General features: G+C 61.0%; 23 protein-coding genes. 11 read left to right on the top strand and 12 right to left on the bottom strand.

Annotated elements, in window-relative coordinates; all coding sequences use genetic code 11:
• Nucleotides 1–36: 36 nt before the first annotated feature.
• Nucleotides 37–975 carry a DMT family transporter gene (locus tag M5G18_RS08135; RefSeq protein ID WP_179694586.1) on the bottom strand — a complete coding sequence of 313 codons (939 nt, stop codon included), beginning with the start codon at nt 973–975 and terminating at the stop codon, nt 37–39.
• Nucleotides 976–1,060: 85 nt separating this feature from the next.
• Here M5G18_RS08135 and M5G18_RS08130 point away from each other — a divergent pair, with 85 nt between their 5' ends.
• The 3 genes from M5G18_RS08130 (at nt 1,061) to M5G18_RS08120 (ending at nt 4,719) form a co-directional block, all read left to right on the top strand.
• Complete coding sequence (locus M5G18_RS08130) at nt 1,061–1,624, top strand: helix-turn-helix domain-containing protein (RefSeq protein WP_273897454.1); 564 nt, start codon at nt 1,061–1,063, stop codon at nt 1,622–1,624.
• A gap of 216 nt (nt 1,625–1,840) precedes the next feature.
• The gene (locus M5G18_RS08125; protein WP_273897453.1) at nt 1,841–3,244 is read left to right on the top strand and encodes an LLM class flavin-dependent oxidoreductase; all 1,404 of its coding nucleotides are present in this window, start codon (nt 1,841–1,843) and stop codon (nt 3,242–3,244) included.
• 59 nt (nt 3,245–3,303) lie between these two features.
• Entirely contained in the window at nt 3,304–4,719 is a 1,416-nt protein-coding gene (locus M5G18_RS08120; RefSeq protein ID WP_273897451.1) for an FAD/NAD(P)-binding protein, read from the top strand.
• A gap of 64 nt (nt 4,720–4,783) precedes the next feature.
• Here the strand turns inward: M5G18_RS08120 and M5G18_RS08115 are convergent, their stop codons facing one another.
• The 5 genes from M5G18_RS08115 to ppnN all read right to left on the bottom strand — a co-directional run bounded on the left by M5G18_RS08115 (nt 4,784) and on the right by ppnN (nt 8,652).
• Nucleotides 4,784–5,035 (bottom strand): hypothetical protein, encoded by a 252-nt coding sequence (locus tag M5G18_RS08115; protein WP_207983069.1) that lies wholly within the window; start codon nt 5,033–5,035, stop codon nt 4,784–4,786.
• A 108-nt stretch (nt 5,036–5,143) separates the two neighbouring features.
• Nucleotides 5,144–5,878, bottom strand: a complete 735-nt coding sequence (locus M5G18_RS08110; RefSeq protein WP_179694590.1) for a substrate-binding periplasmic protein — start codon at nt 5,876–5,878, stop codon at nt 5,144–5,146.
• Nucleotides 5,879–6,039: 161 nt separating this feature from the next.
• Complete coding sequence (locus M5G18_RS08105; RefSeq protein WP_273897448.1) at nt 6,040–6,327, bottom strand: hypothetical protein; 288 nt, start codon at nt 6,325–6,327, stop codon at nt 6,040–6,042.
• A gap of 152 nt (nt 6,328–6,479) precedes the next feature.
• Complete coding sequence (locus M5G18_RS08100; protein ID WP_039766999.1) at nt 6,480–7,217, bottom strand: response regulator; 738 nt, start codon at nt 7,215–7,217, stop codon at nt 6,480–6,482.
• Between the two features lie 61 nt (nt 7,218–7,278).
• Nucleotides 7,279–8,652 carry a nucleotide 5'-monophosphate nucleosidase PpnN gene (gene ppnN, locus M5G18_RS08095; protein ID WP_007950520.1) on the bottom strand — a complete coding sequence of 458 codons (1,374 nt, stop codon included), beginning with the start codon at nt 8,650–8,652 and terminating at the stop codon, nt 7,279–7,281.
• A gap of 210 nt (nt 8,653–8,862) precedes the next feature.
• Here ppnN and M5G18_RS08090 point away from each other — a divergent pair, with 210 nt between their 5' ends.
• Nucleotides 8,863–9,384 carry a DUF3087 domain-containing protein gene (locus tag M5G18_RS08090; protein WP_007950518.1) on the top strand — a complete coding sequence of 174 codons (522 nt, stop codon included), beginning with the start codon at nt 8,863–8,865 and terminating at the stop codon, nt 9,382–9,384.
• On the opposite strand, the gene M5G18_RS08085 is transcribed toward M5G18_RS08090, so the two are convergent.
• Complete coding sequence (locus tag M5G18_RS08085; RefSeq protein ID WP_039766992.1) at nt 9,381–9,767, bottom strand: DUF2784 domain-containing protein; 387 nt, start codon at nt 9,765–9,767, stop codon at nt 9,381–9,383. The two genes, M5G18_RS08090 and M5G18_RS08085, sit on opposite strands and share 4 nt — an antisense overlap.
• Before the next feature lie 155 nt (nt 9,768–9,922).
• Between M5G18_RS08085 and M5G18_RS08080 the strand changes: the two genes are divergently transcribed.
• Genes M5G18_RS08080 through M5G18_RS08070 form a run of 3 tightly spaced genes read left to right on the top strand, consistent with a single transcriptional unit; the run spans nt 9,923 to nt 11,119 of the window.
• On the top strand, nt 9,923–10,621 hold the full coding sequence (locus tag M5G18_RS08080; protein WP_085648391.1) for an AzlC family ABC transporter permease: 699 nt from the start codon (nt 9,923–9,925) through the stop codon (nt 10,619–10,621).
• Nucleotides 10,621–10,932 (top strand): AzlD domain-containing protein, encoded by a 312-nt coding sequence (locus M5G18_RS08075; RefSeq protein ID WP_166742327.1) that lies wholly within the window; start codon nt 10,621–10,623, stop codon nt 10,930–10,932. Before M5G18_RS08080 ends, M5G18_RS08075 begins: the two co-directional genes overlap by 1 nt.
• Nucleotides 10,933–10,972: 40 nt before the next feature.
• Entirely contained in the window at nt 10,973–11,119 is a 147-nt protein-coding gene (locus tag M5G18_RS08070; RefSeq protein ID WP_007950514.1) for a hypothetical protein, read from the top strand.
• Nucleotides 11,120–11,165: 46 nt separating this feature from the next.
• On the opposite strand, the gene M5G18_RS08065 is transcribed toward M5G18_RS08070, so the two are convergent.
• The 4 genes from M5G18_RS08065 to M5G18_RS08050 all read right to left on the bottom strand — a co-directional run bounded on the left by M5G18_RS08065 (nt 11,166) and on the right by M5G18_RS08050 (nt 14,327).
• Nucleotides 11,166–11,438, bottom strand: a complete 273-nt coding sequence (locus tag M5G18_RS08065) for a hypothetical protein (RefSeq protein WP_192561400.1) — start codon at nt 11,436–11,438, stop codon at nt 11,166–11,168.
• Nucleotides 11,439–11,705: 267 nt separating this feature from the next.
• Nucleotides 11,706–12,386, bottom strand: a complete 681-nt coding sequence (locus tag M5G18_RS08060) for an SOS response-associated peptidase (protein ID WP_273897443.1) — start codon at nt 12,384–12,386, stop codon at nt 11,706–11,708.
• A gap of 53 nt (nt 12,387–12,439) precedes the next feature.
• On the bottom strand, nt 12,440–13,279 hold the full coding sequence (locus M5G18_RS08055; RefSeq protein WP_011334671.1) for an ABC transporter permease: 840 nt from the start codon (nt 13,277–13,279) through the stop codon (nt 12,440–12,442).
• A gap of 61 nt (nt 13,280–13,340) precedes the next feature.
• A complete protein-coding gene (locus M5G18_RS08050; protein ID WP_273897442.1) occupies nt 13,341–14,327 on the bottom strand; it encodes an aliphatic sulfonate ABC transporter substrate-binding protein in 987 nt (328 codons plus the stop codon).
• Between the two features lie 293 nt (nt 14,328–14,620).
• Between M5G18_RS08050 and M5G18_RS08045 the strand changes: the two genes are divergently transcribed.
• From M5G18_RS08045 to M5G18_RS08035, 3 genes are all read left to right on the top strand, one after another.
• Nucleotides 14,621–15,568, top strand: a complete 948-nt coding sequence (locus M5G18_RS08045; RefSeq protein ID WP_273897441.1) for an ABC transporter substrate-binding protein — start codon at nt 14,621–14,623, stop codon at nt 15,566–15,568.
• 134 nt (nt 15,569–15,702) lie between these two features.
• Entirely contained in the window at nt 15,703–16,602 is a 900-nt protein-coding gene (locus M5G18_RS08040; RefSeq protein WP_273897440.1) for a polysaccharide deacetylase family protein, read from the top strand.
• Between the two features lie 122 nt (nt 16,603–16,724).
• On the top strand, nt 16,725–16,967 hold the full coding sequence (locus M5G18_RS08035) for a DUF1652 domain-containing protein (protein WP_007950507.1): 243 nt from the start codon (nt 16,725–16,727) through the stop codon (nt 16,965–16,967).
• 3 nt (nt 16,968–16,970) lie between these two features.
• Here M5G18_RS08035 and M5G18_RS08030 read toward each other — a convergent pair whose 3' ends face one another.
• Nucleotides 16,971–17,333: an NUDIX hydrolase gene (locus tag M5G18_RS08030; RefSeq protein WP_273897439.1), complete on the bottom strand. Its 363-nt coding sequence runs from the start codon at nt 17,331–17,333 to the stop codon at nt 16,971–16,973.
• A gap of 197 nt (nt 17,334–17,530) precedes the next feature.
• Here M5G18_RS08030 and M5G18_RS08025 point away from each other — a divergent pair, with 197 nt between their 5' ends.
• Nucleotides 17,531–17,719 carry a DUF2188 domain-containing protein gene (locus M5G18_RS08025; RefSeq protein ID WP_192561392.1) on the top strand — a complete coding sequence of 63 codons (189 nt, stop codon included), beginning with the start codon at nt 17,531–17,533 and terminating at the stop codon, nt 17,717–17,719.
• Nucleotides 17,720–17,739 lie beyond the last annotated feature (20 nt).

Raw genomic sequence — 17,739 nt, 5'->3', positions numbered from 1 at the left:
TCTCTGAATCCTACAAAGTAGCCGTAAAAACCGCGTTTAGCCTTCGGTCTCGTGCTCCAATTCTTCCGTGACCGTTTGTGTCTCTTTGCCTTTGGTCTTCAATTCACTGACGATCACTGCCGCCACGATCAGCCCTGCACCCACCAATGCAATCGCTGGCAGGCGCTCACCCGCAATACGACCGACGATCCCGGCCCACACCGGCTCACCGGCGTAGATCAAGGTCGCGCGGGTCGGCGAGACACTTTTCTGCGCCCAGTTCATCGCCACTTGAATCGCCGCACTCATCGCGCCCAGGCCCAGGGCGGTGCTCAGCAATAGCCACGAGAAGTCCGGAATCGCCTCGCCGGTCGGCACCACCATCAAGAACGACAGTACCGAAGTCGTCGCCAGCTGCACCACGGTTACGCGACGCACATCGACCTGCCCGGCATAGTTACTGATCAGGATGATTTCGGCCGCTATCGCAATGGCGCTGATCAGTGTGGCGATTTCACCGGGACTGAAATTCAGCGAAGCACCGGATGGCCCGGAAAGCAGCATCAGCCCGGTAAACGCCAGCATGATGCCGATGCTCGGCATCAGACCCGGGCGCCGGCCGAGGACCAGCCATTGCAGCAGCGGCACAAAAGGAACGTACAGCGCGGTGATGAATGCCGACTGACTGCTGGGAATGCTCTGCAAACCGACGGTCTGCAAGCCATAACCGAGCATGATCGCCACGCCGATAAAGGCGCCTGCCTTGAGTTCGAACAGGGTCAGTTCACGCAGGTGTTTCCATGAGAACAGCGCCACGATGCTCGCGGCGGCGGCAAAGCGCAGGCCGACGAAAAACATCGGGCCGCTGACGGTCATCGCGTGCTGCACCAGCAGAAAGGTGCCGCCCCAGAGCATGGTGATCAGCACCAGCACGCACTCGGCTTTGCTGAACCGGGAAAACCGCAGGGGAGTTTGGGGGGAGTTGGCTGACGTCATGACCTTGCGCACTTTTAAGGAGGAGACGCACAATGCGCCAAATGTTGCGCAGTATACTGCCCAACCCCAGCCAGTGAGCAATATAGTGCACAAAGATTCCGTTCAGCGGGCTTCGGTCCTGCAACACGTCAGCCAGAACGTCCGGCGCCTGCGCCACGCGGCCGACATGAGCCAGACGGCCCTCGCGGAAAAGTCCGGGGTCAGCCGGCGAATGCTGGTGGCCATCGAGGCCGGCGAGAAGAATGTCAGCCTGACCACCCTCGACCGCGTCGCCGAAGCCCTCGAAGTGGCCTTCAGCGATCTGATCCAGGCGCCTGACAACCGTGATCCCGGCCGTATCAACGAACTCGCCTGGGCCGGCAGCATCCCCGGCAGCAAAGCCGTTTTACTGTCCAAGGCCAACGCCACTCGTGCGGTGGAACAGTGGGAATGGTGCCTGCAACCGGGCGAGGTCTATCCCTCGCAACCGGATGCCGAAGGCTGGAGCGAGCAGATTTTCGTGTTCGCAGGCTGCCTGACGCTGATGCTCGGCGATCAACCCCAGCGCATCGCCGCCGGGGAGTTTTTCATGTTCGCCAGCAACCAGCCGCACACCTATCGCAATGACGGGGAAGTGGCCGCGCGCTTCGTGCGCAATGTGGTGATCTGACTGTTGCAGGGCCGACAGCGGATAAACAAATTGCTCCATCTTGCGTCCAGAGTGCTTTAGGTTGTTATCTCAATCTATTGATAAATAACGAAAATATATTCAGGCATGACTCCTGCTATGGGTTCTGGATCCTCATCCGGAAACCACGGAGTCGCCTCACATGACTGCTTCCAATCAAACTTTTAAACACTTCCTGACAATCGGGAGTGCCATCTGATGCCCCGCGAAATCCGTCTCAACGCCTTCGACATGAACTGCGTCGGCCATCAGTCGCCAGGCCTGTGGGCTCACCCTCGGGATCGCTCGTGGCAGTACAAGGATCTGGAGTACTGGACCGATCTGGCGAAAATCCTCGAGCGCGGCAAGTTCGACGGCTTGTTCATCGCCGACGTGCTGGGCATCTACGACGTGTACAACGGCAATGGCGAAGCGGCGATCCGGCAGGCGGCGCAGGTGCCGGTCAACGATCCGTTGCAACTGATCCCGCCGATGGCGCTGGTCACCGAGCACCTGGGCTTCGGTCTGACTGCTTCGTTGTCATTCGAACATCCGTATCCATTCGCACGACGCCTGTCGACCCTCGATCACCTGACCAAGGGCCGTGCCGGTTGGAACATCGTCACCTCTTATCTGGAGAGCGGTGCCAAGAACATCGGCCAGCAAGCCCAGACCGAACACGACGCGCGCTACGACTTCGCCGAGGAATACCTGGAGGTCTGCTACAAACTCTGGGAAGGCAGTTGGGAAGAGGGTGCGATTCTGCGGGATCGCGAGCGGCGGATCTTCAGTGATCCGAGCAAGATCCACGAGATCCGCCACCACGGTCAACACTTCCAGGTGCCGGGCATTCACCTCTGCGAACCGTCGCCGCAGCGCACGCCGGTTCTCTATCAGGCCGGCGCTTCCAGTCGTGGCAAGCAGTTTGCTGCCGAGCATGCCGAGTGCGTATTTGTCGCTGCCCCATCGAAAGTGCTGCTGAAGAAAACCGTGGCCGACATCCGCCGCCGCGCCGCCGAGGCCGGGCGCGATCCGTCGAAGATTCTGATCTTCAACCTGCAAACCGTGATCCTCGGCGAAACCGACGCCAAGGCCAAAGCCAAGTTCGAAGAATACAAATCCTGGGTCAGTTACGAGGGCGCGATGGCGCTGATTTCCGGCTGGACCGGCATCGACTTCAGCCGCTTCAAACCGGACGAACCGCTTAAACATGTGCACACCAATGCAATCCAGTCGGCGGTCGAAGCGTTTTCCACGGCGGATCCGAACAAGGTCTGGACCCCCAACGAACTGGCCGACTGGGTCGGCATCGGCGGCTTCGGCCCGCTGTTCGTCGGCAGCCCGGAAACGGTGGCGGACCTGTTGCAGGAATGGGTCGATGAAACCGACGTCGATGGCTTCAACCTGGCTTATGCGCTGACCCACGAAACCTTCATCGATGCCGTGGAATTGCTGGTGCCGGAGTTGCAGAAGCGCGGTGTCTACAAGACCGAATACGCACCGGGGACCTTGCGCGAGAAGCTGTTTGGCGAAGGGCCGAGACTGCCGGAGATTCATCCGGGCAGTGGTTATCGAAACCTGGGCGAGCTGCATCGACAGGAGAAAAAAGTCGCGTCTGTCTAGACGTCTTCGCGGCGTCTGAATGACACTGGCCCGAGCATATCCTCAGCTGCGAGAACGGCATGACTCAAACCGATACGACCGCACTGCGTCACGCCGACATCCTGATTGTCGGCGGCGGCCTCAGCGGCACGATGCTGGCGGTGCAATTGCTGCGTTTGCCGGGGCGCAGAAAGATTCTGGTGATCGAGCCCCGGGCCGAGCTGGGCCGGGGCGAAGCGTACAGCGCGGTGGAGCTGGGCCACACGCTCAACGGCAACGCGGCGCGGATGAGCGTTGACCCGGACAATGCCGATGACCTGACCCAATGGCTGACCGATCACATCGCTGGCGGTGGCTGGCCGGAGTCGGATCAGCAGCACGTTCCGGTCAGCGAACTGTTTCCACCTCGCGGGTTGTTCGGTGTGTATGTGCAGCAGCGTTTGGCGGAGGCGCAGCAGGTGGGCGCGCAACACGGTTCGACGGTCGAGCATGTGCGCGCCGAAGTGGTCGATGTTCAGGCCTCCAGCGATTCCGTGCAGTTCACCTTGAGTGATGGCCTGCAACTGCACGGCGCTTTTGCAGTACTGGCGACGGGTATGTTCCCGGCGGCCCGAACCCCGCAAAAGGAGTCCAGTGGTCTCAACGCGGCGGCACTCGATCCGTGGGATGTCGCGGCCATGCGTCAACTCGATCCGCAATCAACGGTGCTTATCATCGGCTCCGGCCTGACCATGGTCGATGCCGTGGTGTCGCTGGAGCAGGCCGGGCATCGCGGGCCGATCGAGGTGTTTTCCCGGCACGGGCTGTTGCCCCATGTTCGTCGTCAACCGCCCGCGTGGGTGGACTTCCTCGCCGAGGATCACAGTATTCGCACGCCACGCCAGCTATTGCGCGAATTGCGCCGGCATTGCCGCGACGCCATCGCACAGGGCATCGACTGGCAGGCGCCGCTCGACACCGTGCGCGCACACATCGGCCGGTTATGGAGTCAGGCCAGCGATGTGCAGCGCCGGCAATTCGTCCGCCATGTGCGACCGTGGTGGGAAAGTCATCACCATCGTTCACCGCCGCTGAGTGCGGAATTGGTCGAGCGTCTGCACCGGGAAGGGCGATTTCGCATTCATGCGGCGTCTTACAAGGGGCTTGAGCCGGCGCCGGGCGACGGCGTGAATATCCGCATTCGCCCTCGAGGTGAGGCTGAAACCCGCGTGGTGCAAGGCGCGGCGTTGATCAACTCCAGCGGGATCGAATACGACTGGCGCCGGGTCGCGCGACCTTTGCCGCAGCAGTTGCTGGCGCGCGGTCTGGTTCGACCCGGGCCATTGGCGCTGGGCATCGCGGCGGCGGTGGACGGCGCGGTTCTGGATGCAGAAGGCCGGGTCTCGAATCGCCTGTTCGCCATGGGCCCGCCGTTGCGTGGCATGTGGTGGGAAAGCACCGCCGTCACCGACGTGGCGTCACAGGCCAAGGCACTGGCCGCACGATTGGTACGCTGACGCCCAAATGCAAGAAACCCCGCTTCGGCGGGGTTTCCTGTTTCTGGCAGCTCAAACCGATTACTCAGTAGCGCTGATATTTGGAACCGAATTCCGGACGGTTTTCCGCGACGTACAGTTTGGTCTGTTCGGCATTCTGTTGCAGGTTGAGGCTGCCTTTGTGTTCGGCATCGATGCTGACGGTGTCGACGTTCAGGGTGCCGGACTGGCCAACGGTCGCCGCTGCGACAACCGGGGTGCTGGCGTGTGGGGCTGCGATCGCGGAGGTGGCGCCGATCAGGGAAACGATGAAGCCGAGTGCGATGATGTCTTTCATGATGTTGCTCCAGAGAGTGGGGAGAAGATGGAGCCCACTCTAGTGCTGGAGGGTTTTGATGTGAAAACACCCTTGCGCATAGTCGTTATCGAAGGCGTTGATGCCTGATCAGCGCGGTAGGGTATTGCTCAGCCAGCGCTGGCGCAGCTGCTCCAGACGGCCGTCGGCCCGCAATGTATCCAGCGCCTGCTGCCAGCGTGCGACCTGTTTCGGATCGGTCTGCGGCGAAAACGCAATGTAGGTGTTCTGCTTCATCAACGGGATCTGGTACTGCAAGCGTCCCGGCTCCATGCCTTGTTCGCGGGCGAGGGCGGCCTTGGACCAGGTATCGGAGACCACGAAATCGGTACGCCCCAGGCTGAACAGCCGCATCATCTGCTCCGGGGTTTCCACGCCGTAGAGGTTGTTCAGGTCTTGCCCTTGCAGATAGCTGTAGACCAGCCATTTGCGCGGCACGGTGATCCGGCCCAGGTGATCGGCTTCACGCAGGCTGTGCACGGGAGGCTGGAGATTGTCGCGGGCGTACAGCGCGGTTTCGACTTCGATCAACGGCCCGACCCATTGATAGCGATCGTCGCGTTCGTCGGTACGCAGCACGGTGAATACGCCGGTGTCAGGGGTGTCGCTGGCCATGCGCAGGGCGCGCAGCAGCGGGACTTGTTGCAGATGGATGCGATCGCCGGTCTGGGTCGCCAGGGCCTGCACCACGTCCACCCCGAATCCTGCGAGTTGATTACCTTGCATGAAATGCAGGGGCGGATGGTTGTCGGTGAGCAGTTGCAGGTCCGCCGCAGTGGCCGTCAGGGCCAGCATGGACAGCAGACAGGCGGCAAATCGTTTCATGGATCGTCCCTGAACAAATCAATCGCGCAGCTTAGTACGAGCCATGCCGGCTGTCGTGGGGAAACAGCGGGGCTTTTGTGTCAGAGAACAAGGCTTATCGGTAGTGAACGCTGCGGGGGCAGAGCGCCCCCGGCAGGAATCGACAACGGCGGTACAAACGATCAGTAGCGCTGGTACTTGGAACCGAACTCGGGACGGTTCTCGGCGACCAGTACGCTGCGGGCCGAACGTTCGCGCAGTTCCTGCAAACGATCTGCGCCGCCTTCAGCCACGCGTTCACGCAGTTCCTGCAAGCGATCCGCGCCACCTTCGGCAACGCGATCCTTCTGCAGGTTTTCCGAGCCGTATTCCGCGATCAGCGGCTGGGAGCTGGCGGACGCCAGGTCGGCCAGGGCCAGGCCGCCGAGCAGGCTGATTGCGAGTACCAGGGATTTCGAGGACTTGAACATGGTGCTTCTCCTTGCGTTTGATGATGAGTGAACCAGTGCTTTCTGGTGGGTTCATTCAAACGCGAGGGTGTATCGCTGATATGTGGTGTTGCGGCCCGAAAACACGGGTTACGTATCTGCGCGGCGAATTTATACAGAGCGATACAAATCCGTCAGGATTCGGCGAGCATCTCCACAGCGAAGGAGAAAACATAACCCTCGTTGCGCACGGTTTTGATGTAAGTCGGCTCGCGGGAGTCGTCCAGCAGACGCTGGCGCAGGCGGCTGACCAGCAAATCGATGGAGCGGTCGAACAGGTCGGCGTCGCGACCCTGGGTCAAATTCAGCAATTGATCGCGGCTGAGCACCCGTTGCGGATGATCGAGAAACACCCGCAGCAGGCGATACTCGGCGCCGCTGAGGGCGACCATGGTGTCGTCTTCATCGAGCAGATGGCGGGCGGTGGTGTCCAGGCGCCAGCGGCCGAACGCGAGCAGGCGTCCGGTTTCGGTGATCAGCAGATTGGGCGGCAGCATTCGCGTGCGGCGCAGCACGGCGTTGATCCGCGCCAGCAGCTCGCGGGCGGCGAAGGGTTTGGTCAGGTAATCGTCGGCGCCCATTTCCAGGCCGAGGATGCGGTCGGTCTGGTCGTCGCGGGCGGTGAGCATCAGGATCGGGATCGCCTTGTGTTTGCCGGCGCGCAACTCGCGGCACAGCACCAGCCCGTCATCGCCGGGGAGCATGATGTCGAGCACGATCAGGTCGACCGTGTTGGCTTCCAGAAAACTGCGCATCTGCCGGCCATCGGCGACCACGGTGCTGCGCAGGCCGTTCTTGGTCAGGTAATTGCCGACCAGCTCGCGGATCTCGCGGTCATCGTCGACGATCAGGATGTGGTTGATGTGATCCATGGTTCACTCTTTTTATAAGCAGTGCCCGAAGCGTTGCGCTTCGGGCACCTGTCTCTTCGGGTCAGGACACCACGCGATAGCACGGTACATACGCCGCGCCGCCCGGCAGTTTCATCCGGTGCTGGGCGACGAAGGCTTTGAGCAGCAGATCGAGGGGCTGCATGATCGCGGCGTCGCCACGGATCTGGTATGGCCCGTGTTCCTCGATCAGGCGGATGCCCTTGTCCTTGACGTTGCCGGCCACGATCCCGGAGAACGCGCGGCGCAGGTTGGCCGCCAGTTCATGGGGCGGCTGATCGCGGTGCAGCTTGAGGTTGGCCATGTTTTCGTGGGTCGGATCGAACGGGCGCTGGAAGCCCTCGTCGATCTTCAGCAGCCAGTTGAAGTGGAACGCGTCGGCGCGTTCGCGGCGGAACTGCTTCACGGCCTTGAGGCCCGCGGTCATCTGCCGCGCCACTTCGGCCGGGTCGTCGATGATGATTTCGTAGTGCTTTTTCGCCGCTTCGCCGAGGGTGGCGGTGACGAAGGCGTCGAGTTGTTCCAGATACGGCGCGGCGTGTTTCGGCCCGGTCAAAATCACCGGGAACGGCAGGCCGGCGTTATCCGGGTGCATCAGGATGCCCAGCAGGTACAGGAACTCTTCGGCGGTGCCGGCGCCGCCCGGGAAGATGATGATGCCGTGGCCGACGCGGACAAAGGCTTCCAGACGTTTTTCGATGTCCGGCAGGATCACCAGCTCATTGACGATCGGGTTCGGCGCTTCGGCGGCGATGATGCCCGGCTCGGTCAGACCGAGGTAGCGGCCGCCATGAATGCGCTGCTTGGCGTGGGCGATGGTCGCGCCTTTCATCGGGCCTTTCATCACGCCGGGACCGCAGCCGGTGCAAATGTCGAGGCTGCGCAGGCCCAGTTCGTGACCGACTTTCTTGGTGTATTTGTATTCTTCGGTGTTGATCGAGTGGCCGCCCCAGCACACGACGATTTTCGGCTCGACGCCCGGGCGCAGGGTGCGCGCGTTGCGCAGCAGGTGGAAGACGTAGTCGCTGATGCCCTGGGAGGTGCTGAGGTCGATGCTCAGGGCGTCGAGTTCGTTTTCGGTGTAGACGATGTCGCGCAGGGCGCTGAACAGCATTTCCCGGGTGCTGGCGATCATTTCGCCGTCGACGAAGGCGTCGGCCGGGGCGTTCAGCAGTTCCAGGCGCACGCCGCGATCCTGCTGGTGGATGCGGATCTCGAAGTCCTTGTAGGCTTCAAGAATGGTTTTTGCGTTGTCGACATGGGCGCCAGTATTGAGGATTGCCAGGGCGCACTGGCGAAAGAGGGTGTAGGTGCTGCCGGTTCCGGCCTGGCTCAGTTGCTGAACTTCACGTTGGGAAAGGGTTTCGAGGCTGCCCTTTGGGCTGACCGAGGCATTGATTACGTGTCGTTGGGTCATGCAGTGATCCTTAAAACGATGTCATTGCCGGCATGGCCAATGGCATCCGAATAGTGTGTATCCATGAATGAAGATGGCACGATCTGCGTGGTATCGCCATGTCCCCGTTGGACGTTGAAAAGATGAAAAGGCGCTCCAGCATAGCTAAATCCGCCTCAGAGGCGATAATGCGCAGCCTCTTTTTAACTCAAGCCATGGAAGCCTGTCGCGATGTTCGAGATTCAACCGATCGATGCCATCACTTATCGCCAGCAGACCCGGCGCAGCACGCTGATCATTGCGGTGCTGTTTCTGGTGCTGGCGATGGCGTTTTCGACGGCGGCGGTGGCGCTGTTCGGCGAGCCGGGCGGGGATAATCTGCGGTTCAATGTCGGCGGGGTGTTTGGCGCATTTCTGCTGACGGCGGCGTTGCTGCGCGGGCGGTTCTGGAACCAGACCTGGATGGCCCCGGCGGTGTATGGCTGGCGGCTCAAGCGCAGCCTGATGAGCGTCACCAACGTCATGCATCAGGTGACGGCGGCGGTGGAGAAGGGTGATCCGGTGGCGATGAAGGTGCTGCGTTTCTATCACCTCGGCCTGACCCAGATGCATGAACTGGACGGCAACTCCAGCGATCATGCGCAATTGCACCGGGAAGTCGAAGCGCACAAGGCGCGGATGGAGGCGCTCGGTCTGGACACCGATCAGACGCGCCTCGATCCGGCCTGGCTGGAAACCTTGAAAGCGCGCTAGAACGGAATGCGCGCGGCGCGCCGCAGTTTCCAGCGGCGAATCAGGCGCCCGTAGACCAGCAGGTTGACCACCAGCACCACGCTGCCCAGCACCAGTTGAATCTGCGGCGTCAACCCCGCCGGGTAGATGATCGGCCAGACGTAATGTTCGATGAAGCCACCCGCGTATTCGGTTTGCCCGGCGGCATGGCGCATCAGGTTTTCCCAATAGGTCAGCGGACAGGTCAGGTGCAACACCTCGACCGCCACGCCCCAAGCCGCCGCCGGCAAATGCAGCCACATCAGCCGCGGCCACTTGAGCACCAGCAGCCCGCCGAACAGCACGAACAGAATGAACAGCAAATGAAACAGCACCAGCCCGTCGGCGGCTATCCGATACAGCATGTCGTCTCCCTGACGCGTGTGTGAATGGTTGCCATGTTACGCCGGTAAACGACTGACGGAAGGAAGGATTTGCGCCAACTGCGCAAGATTGTTCAAGCCACCCATGGGCGTTTGCTGGCAGAGTCCGGGGTCTTGTCTCACGGTTGAAGAGTGTTATGTCTGACTCATTAATGCCGCGCAGTGCTTTTCTTCGCGGAGCCGCGGCGATCATGCCGTTATCCCTGGCGACCGCGCCGTGGGGACTGCTGGCCGGCTCCATGGCGATCGAAGCCAACCTCACGCCGCTGCAAGGGCAGGGCCTGTCGAGCATCGTGTTCGCCGGCGCTGCGCAATTGGTGGCGATCGGCATGCTCAAGGGCGGCGCGGGGATTTTCTCGATTCTGCTGACGACCTTGCTGCTGACCTCGCAACATTTGCTCTACGGCATGAGCATGCGCCAGGTGATTTCGCCGTTGCCGGGTCGCTGGCGTATCGGTCTGGGCTTTTTGCTCACTGATGAACTGTTCGCTCTGACCAGTCAGCACGACCGCCAGCAGTTCAACCGCTGGTACGCCTTGGGCGTCGGCCTGACGTTCTACATCGCCTGGAACCTCTTCACCCTGGCCGGCATCGTGCTCGGCAGCAGCATTCCGGGGCTTGAGCATCTGGGGCTGGACTTCTCGATTGCCGCGACCTTCATCGCCCTGATCACCCCGGTGGTGCGCAATGTGCCGACCGTGGTCTGCGTGGCGGTGTCGCTGTTCTGCTCGGTGTTGTTCAGTTACTGGCAATGGGGTTCGGCGCTGGTGCTGTCGGGCCTGGCAGGCATGACCGCCGGGTTTATCTGCAACAAGCTGTATCGGGAGCGCACATGATGGTCTGGGCAGTGATTATCGGCATGGGGATTCTGGTGTTCCTCAACCGTTACGTGTTTCTCGAACCGCGTTTGCCGGTGCGCTTGAGCAGCAATGCGCGGCAATTTCTCGGTTTTGCCGTGCCGGGCATGCTGACCGCGATTTGCGGGCCGATTGTGTTCATGCCGGACAAACAACTGAATCTGCAGTGGGATAACCCTTATCTGCTGAGTTCACTAGTGGCAATCGGCCTGGTGATCTATACGCGTAATACGTTGCTTAGCATGCTATTGAGCATGGCGTTCTTCTTTCTATTGCGCTGGTGGCTTTAAGTTCTACGCTTAATGGATGAATTCCATTAGCGAGGTGAACATGGCAACCGAGCAGAAACGTCCCGAAGAAGATGACGAACCGAGTGAAGAAGAGATCGAGCGGGAGAAACACAAGGAACAGACCTGGAAACATGATGACAGCCGCGAGTTGTCCGACCGTGATCAGGAACGCCCGCTGAAACCCTGAACGCCACAACGAAAAAGCCCCGCGATTGCGGGGCTTTTTCGTTTCATCAAAGATCGTCCAGCTGCGTGAAATCGGGGTGGGAGGCCCGATAACCCAAGGTCTTGTCGATCCAGGCATTCAGCTCGTTGACCATCACCGGCGGGTGGCACGGGTAGCTTTCGAGGGTGGCGCGCAGGATGCGGTCGATATCGGGTACGTCACGCAGGTTTCGAGTCTTTATGTAGTGGCCGATAAAACAGTCGAGTTGAAAGCGTTCTGTCGTGGACAGATGAATACACTCCAGGCCTGTGACCTGTTTGATTGCAAAATCGTCGCGCAACTTAGTTCTCTGCAAGGCTTGTTAGTTTGTGGGGTATTCCTGGTTTTGCTGACTCTTTGGTCAACTGGTATGCCAATAGGAAATGCGGCGCGCATGCTATCCGTAGTGTTTCTAAAAGTATGTATGACGATTGAAATGTCAGACAGGCGGTTAGTTCACTCAAACGACTGTTTCAGCTCCCTGTTTCGCGAATGAAACACCGCGTGTAACACGCAGGATTCAATTCGTGGATTCCTGCTCTTGATAACGCACCACGCCGGCATTTATTTACGTCACCGCCTCAATCAATTCCGCACCCTGATTTCGGGAGTTGCCCACCGCTTTGCCGACTTTGTGCCATTGGAACGCTTCGCTGGGTTCGGCTTCGAACAGCAACATCTGCTCGGCGCGTTCGGTGGGCGTGGCGGGATCGAGCCATTCCTGCACCCGATCGGCGCACAGCACGATCGGGCGTCGGTCATGCACATCGAGCAAGCCGCCTTCGCTGTTGGCGGTGATGATGACTAAGCCGTCGTCTTCCCGTGGAGGTTCGCCGGGTGTCGGAAACTGGCCGATGGCGGCGCAGAAAACCGGTTGATGATCGGTGCGACGAATCAGCCAGGGCTGTCGGCTTTTGTCGGGTGCATCGACCCATTCGAACCAGTTGTCGACCGGCACGATCAGCCGATGACGCCAGATCGCTCGAAAGAACGGCCCGTGGGCGACTTTTTCCACCCGCGCGTTGATCGGTGCGACGCGATCCTTGGCCCAGTGCGGACGCCAGCCCCAGCGCAGATTGTCGGCGTACAGCCGTTGTTGGTGCTGATGGAGGATGGCCAGCGACGTGGTGGGCGCGGCATTGTAATGCGCCAGCGGTGCGTCGCCGACGTGATTGATCAGCGCATCGGGAATGCTCAGCACCGCGACGAAATCGTGGATGCCCCGGTATTGCGACAGTCTTCCGCACATCGGCCGACCCTCCGGCGAACAGCTGCCTGAAGGTTTGAGCTTAGTTGCACGCTTCAATCCTTGCTGCCCTGACCGGTGAACGCGTCGCGCCAGACCAGCCAGCGGCGTTCCAATATGGCCAGCAGGCCGTCGCTGAGTTTGCCCAGCAGCGCCAGGACGATGATCGCGGCCAGCACGATGTCCGGCCGCGAAGTTTCGCGACCGTCACTGAGCAGGTAACCCAGCCCTTTGGTCGCCGCGATCAGTTCGGCCGCCACCAGAAACATCCACGACAGGCTCATGCCGCTGCGCAATCCGGTAAACAGACCGGGCAGGGCGGCGGGCAACAGAATCCTTCGCACCAGTTGCAGCGGGCTGAAGCCGTAGATGTGTCCGACTTCCACCAGTTTGCGGTCGATGTTGCGAATCGCCGCGACCACGTTGACGTACACCGGGAAGAACGCGCCGATGGCGATCAGGACGATTTTCGAGGTCTCGTCGATCCCCAGCCACAGCAGCAACAGTGGCACCCAGGCCAGGCTGGGAATCGAACGAAGCGCGGCGAAGGTCGGTTCCAGATAGGCTTCGGCTTCGCGGCTGAGGCCGACCCATGCGGCAAACACCAGCGCCAGACTCGCGCCGATGGCAAACCCCAGCAGCACGCGAATCAGGCTGGCGCCGATGTGCTTCCACAAGGCGCCTTCGGCCAGATCGGTGAGGGTCAGGGCGATCTCGCTCGGTGCGGGCATCTGGTAGGACGGTAGCCAGCCGATGCGTACGATAAATTCCAGGGCGATCACGATCAGCAATGGCAGGGCCAGCCCTTTAAGGCGCCGACGCCAGAGCGGATTCAACAGTGGGAGTTTTCGGCGTGGTGCCGACAAGGCGAGGCGGGCGGGCAAGTCGTTGCTCATGGACGGTTCTCCGCTCACGACAAATCCGCGACGGGCGCGGACTTGTTGTGAGCCTGATCGGTTACTGGGCGGCAGCGACTTGCTGGAAACCGGTGTCGATCAACTGGTCGATCACCTGATCGACATTCACGCCACGGCGCACCAGTTCTTCGGAGACCAGAATCGGTGCTGCGGCTTTCGAGGCCAGCACGTCCCTGGCGGTCAGTTGCGGGCTGCTCAGGTCGGTGCGCGACAGTTGCAGCTTGGCCACGTCCAGCGGCAGACCGGATTCGCTGGCGAGCAACTTGGCCAGCTCGTCGGGGTTTTTCACCGACCACTCGCGGGCCAGTTCATAGGCCTTGATCACGGTGTCGATGGTTTGCGGGTGCTGCCTGGCGTATTGCTCGGTGACGCTGACCACGCCGTAGCTGTTGAAGTCGCGATTGCGGTACAGCAGGCGCGAACCGGCCTGCACCTGGCTGGCGGCCATGTGCGGATCGAGGCCGGCCCAGGCGTCGACATCGCCTTTCTCCAGCGCGGTGCGACCGTCCGGGTGTTGCAGGTGCACCAGTTCCACATCGTCCTTTTTCAGCCCGGCCTGTTGCAGGGTGCGCAGGGTGAACAGGTACGGGTCGGTGCCTTTGGTGGCGGCGATTTTCTTGCCCTTGAGGTCGGCGACGGACTGGATCGGCGAGTCCTTGCGCACCACCAGCGCGGTCCACTCGGCGCGGCTATAGACGTAGACCGATTTGATCGGGCTGCCATTGGCCCGGCTGAGCACGGCAGCGAGGCTGGCCGACGAGGCGAAATCCACGCCGCCGCTGTTGAGGTATTCCAGCGAGCGGTTGCTGCCCTGGCTCAGCACCCAGCTGACTTTGCTCTGGGGCAGGGCTTTTTCCAGGTAGCCCAGGTGTTTGAGCGCCAGGCTGACCGGCGAATAATAGGCGTAATCCAGATGCACTTCGGCCGGCGGCGCTTCGGCAGCGTGGGCGAGCGGTTGCAGGCTCAGGGCTACTGCGCAGGCCGCGAGCAGCGTTTTGACGCGGGAAAACGGTAAGAGGGATTTCATGGGCACGCTCCGGCAAGGCAACAGATTCCTATGTCCAAAAAGATATTTTTATCGAATGCTTCCTGCATGAATGGAATATTGCAGGCTCTGTGCCATGTGCGCCTTGTCCCGTATTTACGGGGTTTGACGCCGGTTTTTCAGGTTGGAAGTGTTGCAGGGAAAACACTGTGCCGAGCCACTGTTGCTTGGCCAACAGTGCAGCGGGAAGGTGCTGAGCTTATGCGCTAATCGAATTTCAAATCTGATTTGTAAGAGCGTTATGGTCTATAAAAATCCCTTCTGCAGGACTCGCCATGAAGCTCTCACGTTTCCTACGCGCCGCGTTGACCAGCGCACTGTTTGCCACGCCATTGACCTACGCTGCCGAACCTTTGGTCCTGCACGTCGGCGACCAGAATTACTACAACATCCGCGCGTCCATAGAAGCGTCCGGCGTGTTGAAGGACGCGCCTTACACGGTCGACTGGAAACACTTCCAGGCCGCCGCGCCATTGGCCGAGGCGTTGCAGACCGGCTCGCTGGATCTGGGTTTCCTGGGGGATTCGGGGTTTCTGTTTCTGGCCGCCAAACAGGCGCCGGTGAAGCTGATCGGTGTGTCGCGACAGAACCCGGACACCATCGCCCTGTTGGTGCCCAAGGATTCTCCGGTGAAAACCATCGAGGGCCTGAAGGGCAAAAAAGTCGCCTACTGGCCGGGTGCCTGGAGTCAGCAGTTGACCTTGCGGGCGCTGGAGCAGGGCGGTTTGCCGGAGAACTACGTCGACTTCGTCAAGCTGATGCCGATCGATGCAGCGGCGGCGCTACCGCAAGGCAGCATCGATGCGTTCCCGGTCTGGGAACCGTACATTTCCCAGCAGATCGTGTTCTCCGGTGCGCGGCCGATTCTCACGGCGAAAAACCTGATGCCGGGCTTGAGCGCGATTGCGGCGTCGGCGCCGTCCATCGACAGCAAGCGCGAAGCGATCGCCGATTTCCTCGGGCGCCTGAAGCAGGCCCGGGCCTGGGTCGACAGCCACACCGACGAATACGCCGACCTGTGGGCGAAGAAAGCCAACCTCGATCAGCAGGTTTCGCGGCACTGGTTGCGCCAGGCGCACATGACGGTCGGCCCGGTCGATCAACAGGCCGCCGCCGATCTGCAAAGCACCGCCGACTTCCTGTTCAAGGTCAAGGCGCTGCCGGCTCCGCTGGCCACGGCGGGGATCATCGACAGCTCGTTTCAACAGGCACTGGCACGCTGAGCGAGCACCGGAACCAAACCCTGTGTATCTTTATCCAACCTCGGCCCATCTCAATGGGTCGCAGGGAGGCAGCAGCGGCGAAGGAGTTTTGCCAATCGACAACATGACCGCAACGGTCGGGCTCAAGGCAAAACATGACACAGTGGTTCAAGCTTTTCTGCGCGATGGCGTTGGCCGTCGGGCTGGCCGGGTGCATCGCCGCTCCCATCGAAATGACCGCGCAGACCGAAGCCCGGCTCAAAGAGCAGGCGCCTGTGCGCTTTCTGTTGACCTTCGATGACGGCCCCAGCGCTTCCAGTCTTTTCAACCCGACCGACACCGTGCTCGACAGCCTCAAGGACAACCCGCTGCAGCCGGGGATCAAAGCGGTGTTTTTCGTCCAGACCCGCGCGCCGCGAGCTGGCAATAGTCAGATCGGCCGGCGGGTCATGCGCCGCGAGCACGCCGAAGGGCACATTCTGGGCTTTCACACCGCCACCCATTGGCACACCAATCATCGATTGCTCGACCCGGATGAGCTCGAAACCACGTTGACCAACGGCTCGGCGGACATCGCGGCAATTACCGGCGCGCCGCCGACGTTATTGCGTCCGCCGTTCTGGAACTACGACAAACGCACCTTCGCCGCCTATCAGCAGCACCACATGCAGGTATTGCTGACCGACCTGAGCGCCAACGACGGCAAGATCTGGGGCTTCAATGCCAGCCCCCGGCGGCGGGCAAACATGCTGCGTCAGCTGTCGGAAGTCCGGGAACGGATTGCCCTCGGCGAACTCCCAACCGTGGACGGGGTGATTCCGGTGGTGGTGACCTTCCACGACCTCAACCGCTACACCGCCCGTCACACCCGCGAGTACTTGCAGATTCTGCTCGACAGCGCCGCCGCCACCGGCGTGCGACTGGCGGACAAACCGTTCTATGACGATCGCGCGACACTGGAAAAAGCCGCGCTGGCGCGCACGGTGGGCGAGTCGTCGAAACCGGTGAACCTGCCGGGGATCTGGAACTGGATCTGGGATCACGACGCCCACTGAGTGCGGCGATTTGAAGATGTGAAGCGGTTGGCAAATTTTGCGGGTGTCGGCGTGAGCAAGGGGGCAAAAGCTCATCTATGCTCATCGGGTCGCCCGAGCCTGCGCCTGTGAGGCGTGCCCCCATGATTGCCATTACCGACATTTGCCGCATCGTCGAATCCGGCTTTTCGCCGCTGTATTGCGATTGCACCGAAACGGCGCAGGGACTCTTGCAGATCAAGGTTTACGAACCCGACAGCGGGCGGGTCAACCTGTTGCTCAACGGGGTTTCCCCGGAGCATCTGGTCACCATTCGTGACATCTCCAATTTCATCGGTGAACTGCGCACAGAAATGAGCGCTGGTCGCCGGGCCTTCGCCGGCTGACGGTCAAAGACGTCGCTGAAAGGCGCGGACGATGCTCAGCGTGGCGTCACTGACGTTCAGATTCTGCACCGCATCCAGCGGGTGCCAGAGGCAATCGACGATCTCATTCAGCGGGCGAACCTGATCAATGTTCAGCACCGACGCCTCGTAGACGTGGTGGCGGGTGCTGCCGGTCTGCAAATCCATCAGATAAAGCATGTCATCGCTGTCCAGCCCGGTTTCTTCCTTGAGTTCGCGGGCGGCGGCTTGCGCGCGGGTTTCTCCCGGTTCGACGGTGCCACCCGGAAGCGTCCAGCGGCACCTGGGTTTGCGCACCAGGAGAATGTGTCGATCCTGCTCGCAGATGACGGTTGCTCGTACTTTCATGTGTTACCCGATTGCCGGTTGTCATAAATCTGTCATGAATTAGCAATATATGGGCCGATGCCGGTTTAGAGCTTCTGATTGCAGGGCAGGGGCAAAAGTGCCGGAGACTTGACGCCGCTGCGGTGCGACGTCCGGTCGGCACGGCAGCGCGTTGCGGGTGTAAGGTGGAAAAGTTCGTCAGCAGACAGGAGGTGCCTATGAGCATGGCGATGCTGAACAAAATGCACATGAATGGCTACGACGTACTCAGCGTGAACAACGGCCCGTGGCGGGTCTGCACGCAGGGTGACCGGCTCGCATCGTTTGCCAGTCGCGAGGAAGCGCTGGCGTACGCCGCCGCGCTGCCGGGGTACAAAAGCCGCGCACGCGGTCGCAAGTCAGGCTGAAGCCTGTGAAGAAAAAGCCC

Origin of the sequence: Pseudomonas aphyarum, assembly GCF_028657055.1 — a bacterium.
GTDB classification, from domain to species: domain Bacteria; phylum Pseudomonadota; class Gammaproteobacteria; order Pseudomonadales; family Pseudomonadaceae; genus Aquipseudomonas; species Aquipseudomonas aphyarum.
This window is presented reverse-complemented; position numbering and strand designations above follow the sequence as displayed.